At 66.7% G+C, this 16,884-nt stretch carries 14 protein-coding genes, 1 pseudogene and 2 CRISPR repeat arrays; of the genes and pseudogenes, 8 read left to right on the top strand and 7 right to left on the bottom strand.

Annotated features, from left to right (window positions below; all coding sequences use genetic code 11):
* From DSY14_RS23680 to cas6, 4 genes are all read right to left on the bottom strand, one after another.
* Window positions 1–1,415, bottom strand: a 1,415-nt coding sequence (locus DSY14_RS23680; protein ID WP_211718829.1) for a CRISPR-associated endonuclease Cas3'', incomplete at its 3' end; no start/stop codon positions are given.
* A complete protein-coding gene (gene cas7i, locus DSY14_RS23685; RefSeq protein ID WP_211718830.1) occupies window positions 1,412–2,440 on the bottom strand; it encodes a type I-B CRISPR-associated protein Cas7/Cst2/DevR in 1,029 nt (342 codons plus the stop codon). The genes DSY14_RS23680 and cas7i, both read right to left, overlap by 4 nt.
* Window positions 2,437–3,846 carry a hypothetical protein gene (locus tag DSY14_RS23690; RefSeq protein ID WP_211718831.1) on the bottom strand — a complete coding sequence of 470 codons (1,410 nt, stop codon included), beginning with the start codon at window positions 3,844–3,846 and terminating at the stop codon, window positions 2,437–2,439. The genes cas7i and DSY14_RS23690 overlap by 4 nt, the downstream gene beginning before the upstream one ends.
* Entirely contained in the window at window positions 3,843–4,517 is a 675-nt protein-coding gene (cas6, locus tag DSY14_RS23695) for a CRISPR-associated endoribonuclease Cas6 (RefSeq protein ID WP_307851315.1), read from the bottom strand. The genes DSY14_RS23690 and cas6 overlap by 4 nt, the downstream gene beginning before the upstream one ends.
* Before the next feature lie 350 nt (window positions 4,518–4,867).
* A CRISPR array of direct repeats spans window positions 4,868–5,418; the repeat unit is 30 nt; unit sequence GTTGCTACCCCTCGAAGGGGCAATGAGGAC.
* Window positions 5,419–6,189: 771 nt separating this feature from the next.
* Between cas6 and DSY14_RS23700 the strand changes: the two genes are divergently transcribed.
* From DSY14_RS23700 to DSY14_RS23735, 8 genes and pseudogenes are all read left to right on the top strand, one after another.
* On the top strand, window positions 6,190–6,972 hold the full coding sequence (locus tag DSY14_RS23700) for a hypothetical protein (RefSeq protein WP_211718832.1): 783 nt from the start codon (window positions 6,190–6,192) through the stop codon (window positions 6,970–6,972).
* A 75-nt stretch (window positions 6,973–7,047) separates the two neighbouring features.
* Window positions 7,048–7,332, top strand: a complete 285-nt coding sequence (locus tag DSY14_RS23705) for a hypothetical protein (protein WP_211718833.1) — start codon at window positions 7,048–7,050, stop codon at window positions 7,330–7,332.
* 77 nt (window positions 7,333–7,409) lie between these two features.
* Complete coding sequence (locus DSY14_RS23710; protein ID WP_249188355.1) at window positions 7,410–8,231, top strand: conjugal transfer protein; 822 nt, start codon at window positions 7,410–7,412, stop codon at window positions 8,229–8,231.
* Window positions 8,232–8,283: 52 nt separating this feature from the next.
* Window positions 8,284–8,559 (top strand): hypothetical protein, encoded by a 276-nt coding sequence (locus DSY14_RS23715; RefSeq protein ID WP_211718834.1) that lies wholly within the window; start codon window positions 8,284–8,286, stop codon window positions 8,557–8,559.
* Window positions 8,556–8,744, top strand: a complete 189-nt coding sequence (locus tag DSY14_RS28955) for a conjugal transfer protein (RefSeq protein ID WP_249188356.1) — start codon at window positions 8,556–8,558, stop codon at window positions 8,742–8,744. Before DSY14_RS23715 ends, DSY14_RS28955 begins: the two co-directional genes overlap by 4 nt.
* 60 nt (window positions 8,745–8,804) lie before the next feature.
* Window positions 8,805–9,104 (top strand): hypothetical protein, encoded by a 300-nt coding sequence (locus tag DSY14_RS28960; protein WP_249188357.1) that lies wholly within the window; start codon window positions 8,805–8,807, stop codon window positions 9,102–9,104.
* Window positions 9,104–9,808 (top strand): hypothetical protein, encoded by a 705-nt coding sequence (locus tag DSY14_RS23725; protein ID WP_249188358.1) that lies wholly within the window; start codon window positions 9,104–9,106, stop codon window positions 9,806–9,808. The genes DSY14_RS28960 and DSY14_RS23725 overlap by 1 nt, the downstream gene beginning before the upstream one ends.
* Window positions 9,809–9,982: 174 nt before the next feature.
* A pseudogene (locus DSY14_RS23735) lies at window positions 9,983–11,182 on the top strand (IS3 family transposase).
* An 805-nt stretch (window positions 11,183–11,987) separates the two neighbouring features.
* Window positions 11,988–13,604: direct repeats of the CRISPR family, unit length 29 nt; unit sequence CTGCTCCCCGCGCACGCGGGGATGACCCC.
* A 1,098-nt stretch (window positions 13,605–14,702) separates the two neighbouring features.
* On the opposite strand, the gene DSY14_RS23740 reads toward DSY14_RS23735, so the two are convergent.
* The 3 genes from DSY14_RS23740 to DSY14_RS23750 are packed head-to-tail and all read right to left on the bottom strand — an operon-like array spanning window position 14,703 to window position 16,516.
* Entirely contained in the window at window positions 14,703–14,930 is a 228-nt protein-coding gene (locus DSY14_RS23740; RefSeq protein ID WP_211718837.1) for a hypothetical protein, read from the bottom strand.
* 2 nt (window positions 14,931–14,932) lie between these two features.
* Window positions 14,933–15,769 carry a phosphoribosylaminoimidazolesuccinocarboxamide synthase gene (locus DSY14_RS23745; RefSeq protein ID WP_211718838.1) on the bottom strand — a complete coding sequence of 279 codons (837 nt, stop codon included), beginning with the start codon at window positions 15,767–15,769 and terminating at the stop codon, window positions 14,933–14,935.
* Between the two features lie 6 nt (window positions 15,770–15,775).
* Entirely contained in the window at window positions 15,776–16,516 is a 741-nt protein-coding gene (locus DSY14_RS23750; RefSeq protein WP_211718839.1) for a GntR family transcriptional regulator, read from the bottom strand.
* Window positions 16,517–16,884 lie beyond the last annotated feature (368 nt).

The following is a 16,884-nucleotide window of genomic DNA, read 5'->3' on the forward strand; positions in this document are numbered from 1 at the left end:
GGGTAGGGGTGGGCGTCGTTGGCTTTCAACGTCGAGCGCAGCTGTGTGGGGTAGTCGATGGTGGTCAGGGGGTGGGTGGTGAGTAGCCGGCCGTGGGCGGAGGCGACGTGGTCGGCCAGGGTGATGGCTCCTTGGAGCAGGGCGGCTGTGAGACCGGCCCTTTCATCGGGGCTCTGTCCGCGTTCCCAGTGGGTCAGGATGCGTTCCAGGAGCCGGTGTCCGGCGTGTGCCAGGTCTTGGGGGGTGGTCTCTTGGGGTGTGGGGGCTTGGGCATTTCGGGCGAGCCAGGTGGCCAGGGCGTGGGCCGAGGTGGGTTCCACGGGGGCGAAGTGGTCGTGGAAGTCCTGGGGGTTGATCAGGGTGCGTGTTTCGTTGCGGATGGATCCCTCTCCCCCGGCCAGGGGGCGGTGGTGGGTGAGCACGCCCAGACCGATCCAGGTGCGCTCGTCTTCGGGGAGGTGGGTCAGGACGTGTTCGACGAAGGCCAGGGAGTAGACCTCGTGCCGTCGGCCCCAGGGTTGTGCGGGTGGGGGGTTGCCCACCATAGTCTGGAACCCGTCCGGGACCTTGCCGGCGTCGTGGAACAGGCAGGCGAGTCTGGCCCGGTTCCAAAACCTTGCGTCGGTCGCGGTAGGGGTGCCGATGCGTGCGTGGAGCGTGTCCAAGGCGTGGGTGGTGGCGCGTAGGTGGGTGGTCAGTGCTTCCCCGGGCGGTGGGGGGTGGACGCTCTTGTCGGGGCTTTTGGCCCACAGGTGGGCCAACTCAACCTGTGGGCCTGGACCTGTGTGTGGGTGAACGGCGGCCAGCGGGACGATCGCTTGGCCCTCGCTGGTGCACCAGGGGGAGTCCAGGTGTGCACTGCTGCCGTGGGAGGCGTACCGGTAGGTGCCCCATTGGATGCGGGACCGGTCGGGGCTGATGGTGTGGGGCATCCGCAACTGCATGCCGGACTTGGACGCCTCGGCCGGCAGGAGGGCGTGGCCCTGGGTGCCCGGCCCGGGGTGCAGGGTGATGCGGCCGGTGCGTGCCGAGGCCAGGTCCTGGCTGCGGCCCAGGCGCAGCGGCCACACCGGGCGGCGCAGGGCCCGCTCCCACAGGTCCAGATGTTCGAACACCCACAGGGTGAGGGTGGTGTGGGCGAGGAACTCGTGGTCCTTGGGGGCGGGGGTCGGTTTCTTGCCCGCCGTGGCCAGGGGGTGAAAGGTTTCCAGGTCCACCCCTTGGCCTTGGGCGGTGAAGGCCATGGCGAAGCGGGTGTCGGGGGGCATGCGCTCCCAACCGCCCACTGCGGCGGCCAGTAGGCCAGCGACGGTAGACGGCGGTGGGCAGGGCAGGGTGACCTGCACCCCCGAGTACAGGGGGTTGCGGAATGAGGCCACCGGGGCATCGATGGTGATCTGCAGCGCGCTGGTCATACGGTCGTGTCCTCGAACCAGGCATCGTGCTGCCCGGCCTCGATTTCCTTGGCCAGCGTTCCCAGAACGGTGCGCGGGTGGTCGATCACCACTCGACCAGCGGTGATCTCCTCGTCCAGGTCTAGGCGGGCCTGGTCGCGTTGGGCGCCGAGGAACCCGGGCGCCCAACCGATGTGGACGGGCCCGTCCAACTCATCGGACCAGGCCCGCAGCTCTTCAGCGAAGACGGCCGTGTCGAAGAAGGCCCCTTGCGGCCCGGCGGCCAGCACACGTGTGAAGGGGTTGTTTCCGCCCTTGAGCGGGGCCAGCAGCACGAAGGATGGGGCACGGTCGCCGTAGTGCAGGGCCCGGCTCGCCCCACCTTGCACCTGGGCCAAGGTACGCAGCAAGACGGCGGCTCGACGGCGCCGTTCCTGCAGCGGCAACTGTAGGGAGGCGACCCCGCGCAGCTCGCAGTCACCGGCACCGGCCTTGACCGCGGCTTCGGCCGAGGCCGGGGAGAGGGCTTTGCGCAGGCCCCCGCCGTCCTGTTCGAAGGTGCCCACCCGTGGCAGGTCCACCAACATGTCGGCGGCCATCTCGGCGGTGTAGTGCTCGTGTTCGTGGATGACCGGGTCGGCGTCGGCCGGGAAGCCGCGGCTCATGGTGCCGAAGTCGGCCACGATGCGTTTGGCGGGCAGCGCCACCAGGGTGCCGGTGGCCAGGACGGTGTCGCGCTGGTAGTTGCCCTGTTTGGTGGCGACCATGTAGCCGAACAGGTCATCGTCCAGGTACAGGTCCGGGCGCCCGTCGGTGTAGGCCTGCTGCTTCTTACCGGTGCCCGAGCGGGTGACCGGGGAGCGCTTCTCGGCCAGGGGCAGGGAGTCACGCCACCAGCGGCGGAACGCCTGAGCGGAGATGTAGGGGACGCGTTCGCCGCGGCCGATGGTCAGGTACTTGACCTTGGACATGTTGTCCTCGCCACGACCGTTGTTGGGGGCGCCGGCGGTGATGTCCAGGGCGAGCTTGCCCACGAGGTAGGTCATGCGTCGTTCTCCGCTTCCAGGTCGGTTTCGGTGATGAGGTCGTCGGTGCTCACGTCGTCGTGGTCGTGTCCGCGCCAGGAGGGTTTGAGTTCGTGCAGGTGGTTGAGGACCCCGATGAACAACAGGTCCCGGTGGAGGAAGACCCGGTCCTCGGCGTCGAAGAGCAGCCGCCACTGGCGCTGGGTGATGAAGGGGGCCGCTTCCTGGGTGCGCAGGGTCCGGTCGACGGACTGGCGCTGCAACCAGGCACGCAGGGTCGTGAGCTTCTTGCGTGCCTGGAGGAACTTCTTCAGTTCCTTGTCGTCGTCGGTGTTGAGGACAGCGGCGATGCGTGCGGCGAGTTGGTCGATCTGGTCCATGTCGGTGGAAGACACCTGGAGCACCTTCGTGGCGTAGTCGGAACAGGTGGCGGACAGCAGAGGGGTCTGGGCGCAGATACCGCCCGTGCCCAGGGCGCGTTCGCGTAGGAAGTGAGAGACGGTGGGGATGACCCTCTCGGGGAGGTCAAACAGGTTGCGGGCGAGCATGGAGCGGCCGGGGACCTTTTCCCACCGGTGGGCGCGTCCCAACCAGTGAAGGGACGGTTTGGGCAGGTCGCTGATCCACTCGGTGGCGGGCTGGTCCATGGCGTGCACGGCCAGGTCCTGCTCCTTGTTGCTGTTGGTGAACACCATCAGCTCCACGCCGTCGGTGACGCGCTCTTCGTATCCGAGCACTCTGCCCAGCGCCAAGAGTTGGCGAGCGTAAGAGGGGCGGGTTCCGGCGGGTGCGCCGGTGAGGGCGTGGGGGCGGGTCTGGTCGACCTGGAACTTGGTCAGCGCCCACAGCAGGTCGTCGTCCCAGGTGTGCAGGGCGGTGGCGCGCCCACCCCAGATGGAGCATCCGTAGGGCAGGGCGTAGAAGCTGAGCAGGCATCCGCGGCACAGGGCCATCCCCTCATGCGTGGGGATGGTGGTGTTCCGGTAGGAAGAGCTCTCCATCAGCGGGACGTCGACCTTGCCGTAGAACCCGCATGCCGACTGATCACACAGCACACACCGGGCATCCACCACCGTGTCGGTATCGGGCAGGTGCCGCCAAGCAGTCAGGTTGTCTTCGAGCCCTTGCCCCAGGAGGGATTTGCGGTTGGTGGTGTTGATCGGGCAGTTGGGCCAGAACAAGTAGCTGGCACCGAGCCAGAACCCGTGAGGACCTTTGCTGTCCGTGACTTCGATGGTCAGCGCCAGGTCTTGGGTCATGTTCGCGTTCGCGGCCCGCAGATCCTCTTCGGTCAACTCCACCGGGTGAGTGAGCTGCTTCAGGCTCTTTCGGGTCCGATGCACGAGGCTGGACAGGGCGAAGGCGCCGATCCGCTGAAAGGGGTGCGCGGTCAGCTGCACCCTGAGCCCGGTGACCGTGGTGCTCATGCGATCACCCACCCGAAACCGGCCGAGTTGGCCTGTCCCAACCCCCAACTCCAGATGCACCGCAGCGTCTCGGGGGCACCGTGGATCTCCGCTTCGATTGCCGCACCGGGTTTGCGCCCCTGGCTGACGGCGAAACTGCGTTTGGGGCCCACCCAGGTGATGGCTTGCACCGATACCTCGGGATCGACACCGATCGTTTGCGCCTTGCGGCGCAGGTTCCCTTCGAAGTAGGCAGGGAACTCGGGCTCTGTCGGCAGCACCCAGGCCTGGCGGGTGGTGCGTTCGCCGTGCTCGTTGTGCCCGGATCCCTTCATCACCACCGGGGTGGAGGTCCGCATCACTGCCTTACCGGAGGCGAAGTCCGGTGGGGTGAGGACATCGACTCCCTGGACCCGTAGTGCGGTGCCGCCCCAATCCAACACGTGCTCTCGGGCCAGGCCCTTGGCCAGGCCCTCGATGAGCTCCGGGACCGGGCTGGCAAACTCCACCGTCCCTGTCCCGCCGGTGGAGTATTGGCCGCGTGTGCGGGTGGTGGACGGGAACGTGGGGGCGCTGTGGCCGAAGGGGACCATGCCCGTCTCCCCCCAACCACGTTCGTGCAACCGGGCACCGAGCTCCGGTGCCCCGAAGGAGAGCAGTTCATAGACCAGGCCGCGGCCTGGGCGCAGCACTTCACTCCATTGCAGGGACGGGGCCCTGGTATGGACCGCTACGCGAAGACGCACCGGTGACCTCCTTACTCAACATCAGGTGACGGTGCATCACGGTAGGAACCATCACCGACAAAAGAGGTCTCGGATCAACACGATGGCCGACCCAGGCCAAAGAGCGCGTTTCGATCACATCGGATAAGAAAAACTGGTAGGGGCATCGTTAATCGTAAACATGTTCGATAAAAAGCAGCTCGGGGAACTATGAAAACGAAAGAATCTGGCACAAGGTCGCCTAAAGCCTTAGCGGGCGCCATCATCCTGCGTTCTGCTGTGAAGCCCCCAGACCCGCCGCCACGGCCACAACCAAAGTTGCCGCCCCTCGTAAGGTCAATGAGGGCACCCTCGGCGAGGTCTCCGCTCCGTCCGCCGTCGTGTTGCTACCCCTCGAAGGGGCAATGAGGACCTCGGTGCGCTTCTCGGCGTCGCGGAATCGGTTGGGTTGCTACCCCTCGAAGGGGCAATGAGGACGCCGGAGTGCCGCACGCGGCACTGGTGAACCGGATGTTGCTACCCCTCGAAGGGGCAATGAGGACGCGGTGGAAGTTGCGGGTGCGGATCCAGTACGCCGTCGTTGCTACCCCTCGAAGGGGCAATGAGGACGCCGGAGTGCCGCACGCGGCACTGGTGAACCGGATGTTGCTACCCCTCGAAGGGGCAATGAGGACACCCGATGCGCTCGATCGGGTGGCCGGACACCCCGGGTTGCTACCCCTCGAAGGGGCAATGAGGACGCCGAGGCGCCACATCACGAGAGAGACCCATGAGGTTGCTACCCCTCGAAGGGGCAATGAGGACGTCCTGGCGGTGGCCGCGTGAGGGCCCACCTGATGTTGCTACCCCTCGAAGGGGCAATGAGGACCCGATGGTAAAGCACCTGGCCACACCACATGCGACTCATCGATTCGGACCAAGATTTTCAGCGATCCGTCGGTAGCGCACACGACCCCGGCGTGTCGCTGAAAACACCTTCGGACTCAACCACGCCCATCATCCAACACCACCACGACGACAAGCCACCACCCCGATTAACGGCCGCGGCCCGAAATCACTCCCCCGCGCCTTCTGGCAATCGGTGAGGCCTACCTGAGCCACGAAAGAACCGGATCCGCAGCAGACGTTGCCCCCGACTACCAGTTGCCGCGACGCGCCCCACAACTGTCATTCGAGACCGCCAACTGCGGACCCGCCCCGCCCCGCCCAGAGACAAAACACTCATATCCACCATGAGCAGCATCGGATAGCGCTCCAGTAATGCCGGGCGGGCCGACATGTCCGCCGCGCGCTTCCTCAGCAACAGCGCCCGGGCTCAGGCCGAGTTCGTTGCTCACATCATGGCCGCATAGGTCAGTTACCCGTCGGGGCCGCACAGGGCGCAGCGGACACCTAGCTCACGTGCAGCGTGTTGGCTGGGTCCTTCTATTCGGACACCAGCGCTGCGCTCGGAGAGTTCACACTGACCGACCCTGAGTACCATTCGGGCTTTGAACTGCACGAATACGCCAACTGGGCCCGGAGACTCCGGCAGTCTCTCCCCATGATCGATATCTCCGCGTGATGATCGGCAGCCCGGACCGGCAAATACGCCCCCGTGAAGTGGTGCTCACAACACCGCTTCAACGAGGGAGATCACATGGGCGGCACCCAGCACAAGACCACGATCATCAGCCGACTCAACGAGCAGTGGGAACAGGTACGGGAGGACTTCACCGCACAGCACACCGTGCAGAACTGGTCCAGCGAAGACCTGCGGCTGCGTGACGCTCGAAGCGTCGAGGACATCCGCGCCCTGGCCGACGGTCCCGTGACCCCTGCGACAGACGAACTCTTCCGTGCTCTGCTCGACAGAACCCTCCGGACCGGGGCCGAGGGTGAACTCGCGTCACGCATCGTGCTGCAGTTGATGATCGGCCGCGTCGTGCACACGTCCCGCTCGATGACCGGCTATATCCGCGACATCGAAGAACGTAGCCAGCTTGCGGTCGTGGCGATGTACGACGCCATCCGCATCTGCCCGAGGGACAAGGACACCTACCTCACTCCGCACCTGGCCTGGACCGCTCACCGAACCGCGATGCGTCTGGCCAAGGTCGGTGCCAACGAGGTCCCCATGGCCAGCGTCGGCGCCGAGCGCACCACCGTCGACGAACCCGACGCGCACCCCAGCGAGGAACTGGCCCAGCTCCTGGCGTGGTCGGTCGCCGAAGGGGTGCTCAACGCCGGGGACGCCACGTTGCTGGCCCAGCGGTACGGCGACGAATCCCCTGGTCGTCCCTCATGGACCAGCGTCGCCGACCCCGGTGCCGTGGCTGGGCAGGCGGGTATCACGCCACAGGCCATGCGTCAGAGGTGCAGTCGCGCTGCACGACGCCTCGCTGCGGCTTCCGCGCGCTATCTGGGGCACGAGGCCGACTGATGCGGTCACAAGGCCCACCGCAAGCGGGCTTGCCCTTGTTGAACCGCTATCCCCGGACGGAAGGCCTGCTCTTTGATGTACGACCACGACCCGACCGACCCGCTCATCCTGGGCGGTACGGACCTGCTCACCGAGGACGAGCGCACCGTGGGTCTGGCCTATCTACAGCTGTCACCTCTGTTGGAGGCGCTGCAGGCCCACCCGTTCCACAGCCGGGTCTACGCCGAACTGCGGGAGTACCTGGACGGGCCGGCCTTCGATGCGGTGGAGGCCTTCCAACGCCTGTGCGAAGAAGGCGCTCCTCATCTGGCCGATCGACTGGCGGAACTGAGCCGGGCAGGAGATCAGGAATGGGAGTGAACCAGCACTCGGCGTTGGAGCCAGCGCGGTCCGAACCGTGGTTCGCTCCGCGTCCGCCCCGGTCCACCCGGACCGGCTTGGTCCAGCTCGTCGCCTGGATCGCCATCCTGTGCGGCCCTGCCGGTTTGTTGGTCCAGCTCATGTGGGGCGGACCAGCCGCTCCGGAGACCGAACCGGAAAGGCCCACCCAGGAAGCCGACCTCTCTGCCTTCGGCGTCGTGGGGTGGGCCGAACGGGTCATCACCGCCTACCTGGAAGGGGACATCGATACCGTGCGACTGGCGTTCCCCAACGCCAGCGACCGCCAACTCGAAGCCCTGCCGGACCCGAGCCTCTCCCCCAGTCGAGTCAGAGCCGTGGCCGTCGAACAGACCGCTGCTGGGGAGTGGGCCGTCACCGTCGCGGTGTTCCCCCTGAGGTCGGATCCCACAACTCCGGCGGTACGACACCTCCAGCTCACAGCCCACGGCGACGGCACCGCCTGGGCGGCCCTGAGTCTTCCCGCCGAAGTCGGAGCATGGGCGCCCACTGAACCAACCGCGCTGGCGTACACCTCGCGCCAGCTGGCCGGGTCACCACTCACCGAGGCGGTCCAGGGATGGGCCACGGCCTATCTGACCGGTGAAGGAGAACTCGACCGCTACCTCGCACCCGAAGCGGCCTTTCCACCGATCACCATGACGCACACGTCAGTCGAGATCGATGGTGTCTACCCGGCACCCGAGGACGAGGACATCGCAACCGCGCCTGCGGAAGACGACGACACCGTCTCCGTCTTGGCCGACTTGCACGTCACGGACGCAGAAGGTCAGAGCTGGCCGATGAGCTACGCCCTGGAACTGACCTCACGCAGCGAACGCTGGGAGATCAGCGCTGTCGCCGTCCCGCCCCTGACCTAAGCGCACTCCCGCCCAACACGGTTCCCACTCTGCCGACACGTGGAGGTCACCCATGCCCGAAACCACCCTCCAGGCAGGCGTTCTGGACTGGTACGACACCAAGCTGAACGAAGTCACCGCCCTGGTCAACCCGACCCTGTGGATCATCGGGGTCTTCGTCGTCCTCGCCGCCTATGTCATGTACCGCAGCTGGAAGAAGGCCGCGATCGCTGCACTGGGCATGGCCATCATCATCGCCCTGATCAACAACGTCGATGGCATCGCAAGTATGTTCGAGGGCGAGGTCGAAGCCTCCGCTCCCACCACGGCCGAACACACCACGGCGTGAGCCAATCCGAGGGGGCGCCCGATCAGCACACGCTGGTGGGGCGCTCCTACACCCGGGCCCGACGCCACCCCTGGGTCATCGGCCGCATCCAGGGGTGGACCCTGCCCTTGGGGCCGTTCAGCGCCACCCAACTCGGAGTCCTGGTCTTCTCCCTTTGGTTGCTCATCCAGACCGCGCCGGTATAGACACGGCTGGGGCCCTTCGCACTGGTCCCGCTGGCTCTGCCCTTCGCCGCTACCTGGGCGGTGCGCCACGCCCAGATCGAAGGCCGCACCCCGATCCGCGCCCTGGTCGGCTACCTGGCCCTGTGCACCGCCGCCCGGCGCGGCACCCCGAACGGCCGCCCCATCCCCAGCCCCGTCCCCACCCGGCTGACAGGAGTGATCACCATCCGACCCACAACCCCCGATGACGCGCACACCGCGGAGACCGGCCCTGAAGGCGACGTAGGCGACACCACCCCTGCGTGGGCTCCCAGCCCACGTGCCACGACCCTGCGCGACCTACTCACCGCCCCTACCCCGCCACCGGATGAGGAGCGTTGATGCAGATCCCTATCCAGCACATCATCGGCAACCTCGCCTGGACCACCACTGGTCAGGTGTGGGCGCTGTGGCGGGTGACCCCGAGCCCCTACATCCACGCCAGCCCGCGCGCCCGTGCCGAACTCCACGCCCAGACCACCAGCCTGCTCAAACGCCTGACCGGTGAACCGATGTTGCTGTCCCTGTGCGCACAAACGGCAGCGGCCGACGTGGCCCAGGCGATGGTAGAGGGGGTGGACCTGGACGAGCACCCCGAGTGGGCCGAGGTCGCCGAGGCCACCCTGGACTGGCTCGATGAGGTGAACCTGACCGAGCGCACCCATTGGCTGGCCCTTCCCTTGCCCGCGGACCGGCCCGCCCTGGAGCTGCGCTCCCTGGCCATCGCCGCCGCTTCAACTCTGTCTACCTTGCTCGGACTCAACCCTCAGACTCCGTCGGCCTCACAGGTCCAGTCCTTCCTGACCAAAGCCGACCGGCTCAGCCGTCAGATGAGTGGCCGGCCCGTCATTCGCCCCGCTACTCCTGCGGAGATCCTCTGGGTATTGGCCCACTCCATCCGCCGGGGCCTGGCCGAACCCTTGCTCGCCGACACGGTCCACTCCGACCGCCATCTGAACGCCTCACGCCTGTGGAAGGGCCGGTTGCGAGGGCCGTCCCTGGCTGGCCTGGGGGGAAGTGCGCTTGGTGGAGGGAGGCACACCTGAGGACGGGGCGCGGGTGTCGCTGCGCCGCCGGTGGCTGCAGGTGGAGACGCCCGGAGGCATCGCCTACCAGGCCTTCTTGACTCTGGGCGAACTGCCCGCGGCCTTTGATGTTGCTTCGGTTCGATGGACAGATGCCCGATTTCGGGTAGTTTGTCATTGAACGAGGAGATTGCGGTGCCCAAGGCCCGCCCCGCGTACCCGCCGGAGTGCCGCGAGCAGATCATCGCTCTGGCCCGATCCGGACGCACCCCTGAAGACCTCGCCGCCGAGTTCGAGCCCTCGAGCCAGACCATCCGGAACTGGATCAGGCAGGCCAAGATCGACTCCGGTCAGGCAGAAGGCTCCACCAGCGACGACAAGGCCGAACTGGCCCGTCTTCGCCGTGATAACACCCAACTGCGCGAGGAGCGCGAGATCCTGCGCAAGGCCACGGCTTTCTTCGCCTGAGGAGACTAGCAGGTGATCTACCAGCTGATCGACGAAGAAAAGGCACACCATTCCGTCTCCCTGATGTCCCGGCTGCTGGGTGTGTCGCGACAGGACTACTACCAACACGTTCACCGCTCCCAGACCGGTCCTGGACCTCGCGAGCGTTCCAACGCCGAACTGACCGAGAGGATCAGTCACCACCACCAGCAATCCCGCGGCACCTACGGAGCTCCCAGGATCCAGACCGACCTGGCCGAGCTCGACGGGCTGCGTGTGGGACGCAACCGCATCACCCGACTCATGCGCGCCCAGGGGCTGGTCGGGGTGCACCGCCGTACCGAACGCAAGAGCCTCACTGCCCAGGACCGGATGGCCACCGCCCCACCGGACCTGGTGGGCCGCGACTTCACCACCCATGCCCAGAACCAGACGTGGACGGCCGACATCACCTACGTGCCCACCGACCAAGGATGGCTCTACCTCGCGGTGGTGATGGACCTGTTCTCCCGCAGGATCGTGGGCCGGGCGATGGCCCCTCACATGCGCGCTGAACTGGTGTGTGACGCGCTGGCCATGGCGGTGTCGGCTCGCCGCCCCGGCCCGGGGTTGGTTCATCACTCCGACAAGGTATCCCAGTACACGAGTCTGACGTTCGGCCGGCGGTGCGAGGAAGCGGGGATCAGCCCCTCGACCGGGCGGACAGGCTCGTGCTACGACAACGCCGTCACCGAGAGCTTCTTCGCGTCCTTGGAGACCGAACTGATCGACCGCACCCGCTTTTCCACCCGCGCGGACGCCGAACGAGAGGTGTTCTCCTACATCGAGGGGTTCTACAACCCCTGGCGCAGGCATTCAGCGAACGGCCAGATCAGCCCTGCCGAGTATGAACGTCGCCATATCAGAGCCACTCAGGACACGTTTGCTGAGCTGCCGCAGGCTGCGTAAAACACCAGCTCACAGGTGTCCACCGAACCGAAGCAACTTCAGGGCGCTGACTCCGCAAGAGTTCGCGAGTCCTCTGGGCGAGCGACCCTACGACCTTCGCAGTGCCTGCGTGTCCGCCTGGCTCAACAGCGGGACCCCTCACCGGCAGGTGGCGGAATGGGCGGGTCACGGACTCGATGTCCTTCTGAGGATTTATGCCCGAATCCTGGACGGCAGCGAGGACGAATCCCGCAGGCGCATGGAGGGTGGTTTCGCCGGGTTCTGAGCCCGGAAAACTTCAACGTGTATTCACCGCAGCCACCCGGACGAAGCCGTAGCCACCCGCATCCGGCCGGATAACGAGAAAAGCGCCGCTGGCCTGTATCCGCAGGTCGGCGGCGCTTTTTGTGCGTTGGGGAGGGGTAGGCCGGGCAGGACTCGAACCCGCGGAGCGATCGCGAACCACATGGCTAGCCAGTGGGGGGACGCCTGCTTACTCCACCTCCTTAGAGAGTAGGAAGACACAGCCTCCGCAGCCTCCGCCAACCGACGGTCGCATGCGTCGAACTGGGGAAACAGTACGGAGGCTGATGTCCGTTCTCAGCCTCCGCCTAGCCTCCGCAGGCTCCGCATAGCCTCCACATCACAGGCGGCGCCAAGGCCCCGTGAGCGCATGCTCAGCCCGCACACGGAACCTGTAGCCGCCGTGGAGGATGTGCGGTAAGAAGTATCAAGGCCGCCAGAACCAGGCAGGGGTGAAATGTCCGTTTCTCAACAACTTGCAGAAATGACGCCTAACCGCTGAAAGAACACCAGGTCAGCAAGACTGCTCCCCGCGCACGCGGGGATGACCCCTCGGCGCAGATGGTGTTGTGGTCGGAGCGCAACTGCTCCCCGCGCACGCGGGGATGACCCCGTCACGGAGACGAGGCGCCCCCACCTGTATTCCTGCTCCCCGCGCACGCGGGGATGACCCCCGAAGGAAACGACCATGCCCCCCTGGCAGAAGCTGCTCCCCGCGCACGCGGGGATGACCCCTTGCCGCTGCTCGGCTTGGTGGAGGTCAGCCGCTGCTCCCCGCGCACGCGGGGATGACCCCCCCTGTTGTCCGGCATCTGGGAGGACCCCCGACTGCTCCCCGCGCACGCGGGGATGACCCCTCTGGTTTGGGCTCGTGGCCAGGCCCCGGGCACTGCTCCCCGCGCACGCGGGGATGACCCCCTGTTCATGAAGTGGCACCCGGTCGGCATCATCTGCTCCCCGCGCACGCGGGGATGACCCCTGATGGGCATCACCGAGTCCGAACGTTGCCCGCTGCTCCCCGCGCACGCGGGGATGACCCCCGCCCGGTGCCAGCGGCGGCGGTGGTTGCCGCCTGCTCCCCGCGCACGCGGGGATGACCCCCCGGGCGCGGACCGGGCGGAGATCGACAACCACTGCTCCCCGCGCACGCGGGGATGACCCCCTGGGCCTGCACACCAAGGCCCATAGTGCGTGCTGCTCCCCGCGCACGCGGGGATGACCCCGCCTGATTGATGCGCACGCTCGCCATGGCTCACTGCTCCCCGCGCACGCGGGGATGACCCCACGACCTACCCGGCGCCGAACCAGACGACCGGCTGCTCCCCGCGCACGCGGGGATGACCCCGGGGAGTGGGACGAGGCCGGGAACATCACCGCCTGCTCCCCGCGCACGCGGGGATGACCCCGTCCGTGGGCTGCTCACTGCAAACCGCGGCGACTGCTCCCCGCGCACGCGGGGATGACCCCGGCTGGGCCGAGGCCGTCGGCGGCGACACCGACTGCTCCCCGCGCACGCGGGGATGACCCCCCGGGCCAGGGTCTCGATGGTCATGACCAGGGCCTGCTCCCCGCGCACGCGGGGATGACCCCTCAGCCACGGGGCGTGGTACCAGGTGATCTCCCTGCTCCCCGCGCACGCGGGGATGACCCCGAGGAGTTCAGCGCCGCGTGGGAACCGGACGGCTGCTCCCCGCGCACGCGGGGATGACCCCACCGTGCCGTCGCCGTAGGGGCGGGTGGTGTCCTGACTCCCCGCGCACGCGGGGATGACCCCGCCTGCTCGTGCTCGGGGTGGTCGGGGGTGTCCTGCTCCCCGCGCACGCGGGGATGACCCCGAGTCGATCGGGGAAGGGGTGACCAACGAAGGCTGCTCCCCGCGCACGCGGGGATGACCCCGCTCCGGCCGGTACTCGGCCTCCCGCACAGCACTGCTCCCCGCGCACGCGGGGATGACCCCCTGTCCGATCGGCTGGTCAACACCGACCAGGGCTGCTCCCCGCGCACGCGGGAATGATCCCGTCACTTCGGGGATGTCCGCGTCGTCAGGGTCCGGCTCCCCGCGCACGCGGGGATGACCCCACGGTCCCCGGGCTCCGGTCTGAGAATGTCGGCTGCTCCCCACGCACGCGGGGATGGAACCGAGTCCTATCCGACGCCGAACCAGGCAACGGGCCTACCCCCCTTGTGCAAGCAAAGGCCACCAGCGATCGTCCGCTTTTCAGGCGGTCTCACCAACCTCAGCTGACCCCACCCTGAACTGCGCTAACATCCCCGTAGCCGTCGCCGTGGCGAAACTTGGACGCACATTGGCCGCAGCAACCTCTCGAACACCCCTCTCGGGCGATGCCGCATCGGACTCGAACAGTCCACAACCTCCAGCGACTTTTAACCATCCCCGGAACAGGAGACCCAAATGGCGTTTTGGGACGTTCAATTGGGCCCACACTACGATGGTGATCCCCGATCAGGAGAGGAAGGGCGCGATATCGGAGAGATCATCTGCCCGATCTGCAACAACTGTATGGCGCGACTGTTCGACGCTCCCGAGGGAGTGAGAGTCTCAGCATGGATCCCATCCGGTGGGAACCCTCTCGGCGACCCAACCAGCCGACGCATCGGGTGGACTCTAGCCGGGACCATCGAGCCGACCATGGATAACAGTGAGACCGCGGTCTTGCAGTGCTGGCGAGGCCACGGCCCTCTGATCTTCTCAGTCGGAGCCTGCCGAGCCGCCACCGAGTCTTACCGCGCCACGGGTCGCAGAAAGCGGATTCCCACCAAACTCTCAGATCCAGCCGGGTAAGATGAACGCGACATCATAATCGCCTGAGGCGGGGCCGCTCGCCAGCGTCGAACTTGAGGCACTCGACACGAATTCCTCGAAGGAGGACTCGTGTCGGCTGCCCAGATTCTGACAATGCTGAGCGAAGCAACCAATCCGGTCATTGCGCCAACTGTCGTTGTCTTGGTGGGACTGTGGGGCATGCTCGTGGCGCTGACGGTGTGCGTGATCTTGACTACGGGTGACCCGGGTCGGCGCCAGGCCGCCCTACGGGTACTGGAGATCTTGTGGCGCTACCCGTCACGCAAGGGCGCCAGTACGCCTCGTGACACTTCAAGAAACTGACCGTTCGCACCTCTCCCTGAAAAGCGACGCACTCCGGGAGAGTGCCTGAACGACAAGGAAGCCCGGGCCGATGGCCCGGGCTTCCTCTCTCGAAGGCTGTGAAGTCTGCGATCAGGGTCGCCTAGCGCGAGCCTCGTCGCTGTCCTCCCAAGCATGGTCCATGGAGGCTTTGAGGGTTTCCACGTGGTCAACCACGGGCTCGATTCCGAAGGAGCGCAGGAGCAGCATCGCGGCATGCTCCGGCTTCGGGTCGTCCTGAGCGAGCGGTTCGAGCCCTTCACTCTCCAGGAGTTCCCGCACCTGCCGCACGAGTTTGTTGCGGTCGTAGCTCTGATACATGCTTACGCCTCCCAGCGTTTGCCGGTGATCCGCTCGTAGACCTCGATGTACCGGGCCCGGGTCGCTTCCACGATCTCGTCGGGGATCTCGGGGCCGGGCGGGGTGCGGTCCCAGTCGGTGATGGTGCTGGACCAGTCCCGGACGAACTGCTTGTCGAACGAGTGCTGGGGCCTGCCCGGCTGCCAGTCGTCGGCGGGCCAGAAGCGCGAGGAGTCCGAGGTCAGTACCTCGTCCGCGAGCACGAGCGTACCGTCCTCCGCACGGCCGAACTCCAGCTTGGTGTCAGCGATGATGATGCCGCGCTCAGCGGCGATCTCGGCGCCCCGCTTGTACACGTCCAGGGTCAACGTGCGCAGGCGGTCAGCGGTCTCCTGACCGATCTCCTCGACGACGTCCGCGAAGGTGATGAACTCGTCGTGGCCCTCGGTCGCCTTGGTTGTGGGGGTGAAGATCGGTTCGGGGAGCTTGGACGCTTCCACCAGTCCCTCGGGGAGCTTGATGCCGGAGACGGTGCCCTGCTTCTCGTACTCCTTGAGCCCTAGGCCTGCGAGGTAGCCGCGGGCGATCCACTCCACGGGGAGCATGGTGAGCTTCTGGCAACGCACGGCCCGGCCCGCCCACTCTTCGGGCACGTCAGTGGCGGAGATGATGTGGTTGGGCACGACGTCGGCGAGCTGCTCGAACCACCACAGAGAGAGCTGGGTGAGGATCTTGCCCTTGTCGGGGATGGGTGTAGGCAGCACGACGTCGTAGACGCTCACGCGGTCCGAGGCCACCAGGATGAGGTCGTCACCGTCGGCGTAGACGTCGCGCACCTTGCCCGAGTGCAGCAGTTCCATGTGTTCCTACCTGGAGATCTCGTAGTTGTAGGTGGCCCAGCGGCGGGCCACGGAGACGGACTGGCCGAACTCGATCACGTCGCCCTCAGCGCTGAGCACCCAGTTCTGCTTGCGCAGGACAGGGGAGCCCAGAGGGATGCCGAGCGCTGCGGAGTCCTCTTCTGAAGCGATGTCGGCGCGGAGCTGGTCCTTGCCAGCGGCGGGCACGAGCCCCGTCCGCTCTTCCACGTACTTCGGGGTGCCCTGGCGAAGCCGCTCCGATTCGAGTAGCAGGGGGGCCGACTCGGCGAGTTCCCCGCTGTACCAGGACGTGCTCGCAGAGGAGGGCACGTCATCCCGGAGTGTGACCCGCTGGCGCCGGATCACGTTGGTACCGGCTGGAATACCCAGCGCGTCCGCGACCTCTTCGGGTGCGGGTACAAGCTCAGCCGCGCGAATCTCGGCGCGCTCGTTCGCCGCATAGATCTGGCCGCCCAAGCTCCGAACAACGCGGTCCTTCGCGCTGGCCGCCGCCTGGTCGCGCGTGACGATGCTGCCCTTGCCCGGCTCGCTGCGCACCAGGCCCTCAGCCTTGAGCACCCCGACGACCTTGGTCGCGGTCGCGAGCGAGATCTTCCACTTCGCGGCGATCGCTCGGACGGAATCGATCTTCTGCCCGTCCTGGATCGCACCGGACTCGATGTCTGCCTTGATGTGCTTCACGACCTGCATGTAGGGCGGGTCGGTGCGCTGGACCTGAGGGGACACGTGGGACTCCTTCGTGGTGAACGTGATCAGTGTACTAGGACGCATGTATGTGCAGCGTGCGGGCTTCGTCTCTCGGGCCTGCAAGATCTCTAGGCTTAAGCAATACCCCATCCGTACTAGAACACCAAACGATCGCGTGCTATAACAGTTACACGGCCTCAGGCCGCAGCCCGGAAGAGGACTCCGGTGGCCAGGGCAGAGCCCTGTCCACCGCGTGGAATCCCGGAGCCGGCTCCCCACCTGGTGATCGGGAGCCCTCCAAACTCAAAAGCGCGCTCAGCCCCGACCCCATCCCGAGCTCCCAAGGGACGGCGAACGGCACCGGCCACGGCACCAAGAACCCTTTGGTGCTCCGTCTTCACCAGGGC

It is taken from the genome of Nocardiopsis sp. MG754419 (assembly GCF_018207095.1).
Lineage (GTDB): Bacteria > Actinomycetota > Actinomycetes > Streptosporangiales > Streptosporangiaceae > Nocardiopsis.

Excerpts from the sequence above, each read along its gene's own strand:
- cas7i (WP_211718830.1), bottom strand. The coding sequence starts at position 2,440 with ATGACCTACCTCGTGGGCAAGCTCGCCCTGGACATCACCGCCGGCGCC.
- DSY14_RS23690 (WP_211718831.1), bottom strand. The coding sequence starts at position 3,846 with ATGAGCACCACGGTCACCGGGCTCAGGGTGCAGCTGACCGCGCACCCC.
- DSY14_RS23700 (WP_211718832.1), top strand. The coding sequence starts at position 6,190 with ATGGGCGGCACCCAGCACAAGACCACGATCATCAGCCGACTCAACGAG.
- DSY14_RS23705 (WP_211718833.1), top strand. The coding sequence starts at position 7,048 with ATGTACGACCACGACCCGACCGACCCGCTCATCCTGGGCGGTACGGAC.
- DSY14_RS23715 (WP_211718834.1), top strand. The coding sequence starts at position 8,284 with ATGCCCGAAACCACCCTCCAGGCAGGCGTTCTGGACTGGTACGACACC.
- DSY14_RS23725 (WP_249188358.1), top strand. The coding sequence starts at position 9,104 with ATGCAGATCCCTATCCAGCACATCATCGGCAACCTCGCCTGGACCACC.
- DSY14_RS23740 (WP_211718837.1), bottom strand. The coding sequence starts at position 14,930 with ATGTATCAGAGCTACGACCGCAACAAACTCGTGCGGCAGGTGCGGGAA.
- DSY14_RS23745 (WP_211718838.1), bottom strand. The coding sequence starts at position 15,769 with ATGGAACTGCTGCACTCGGGCAAGGTGCGCGACGTCTACGCCGACGGT.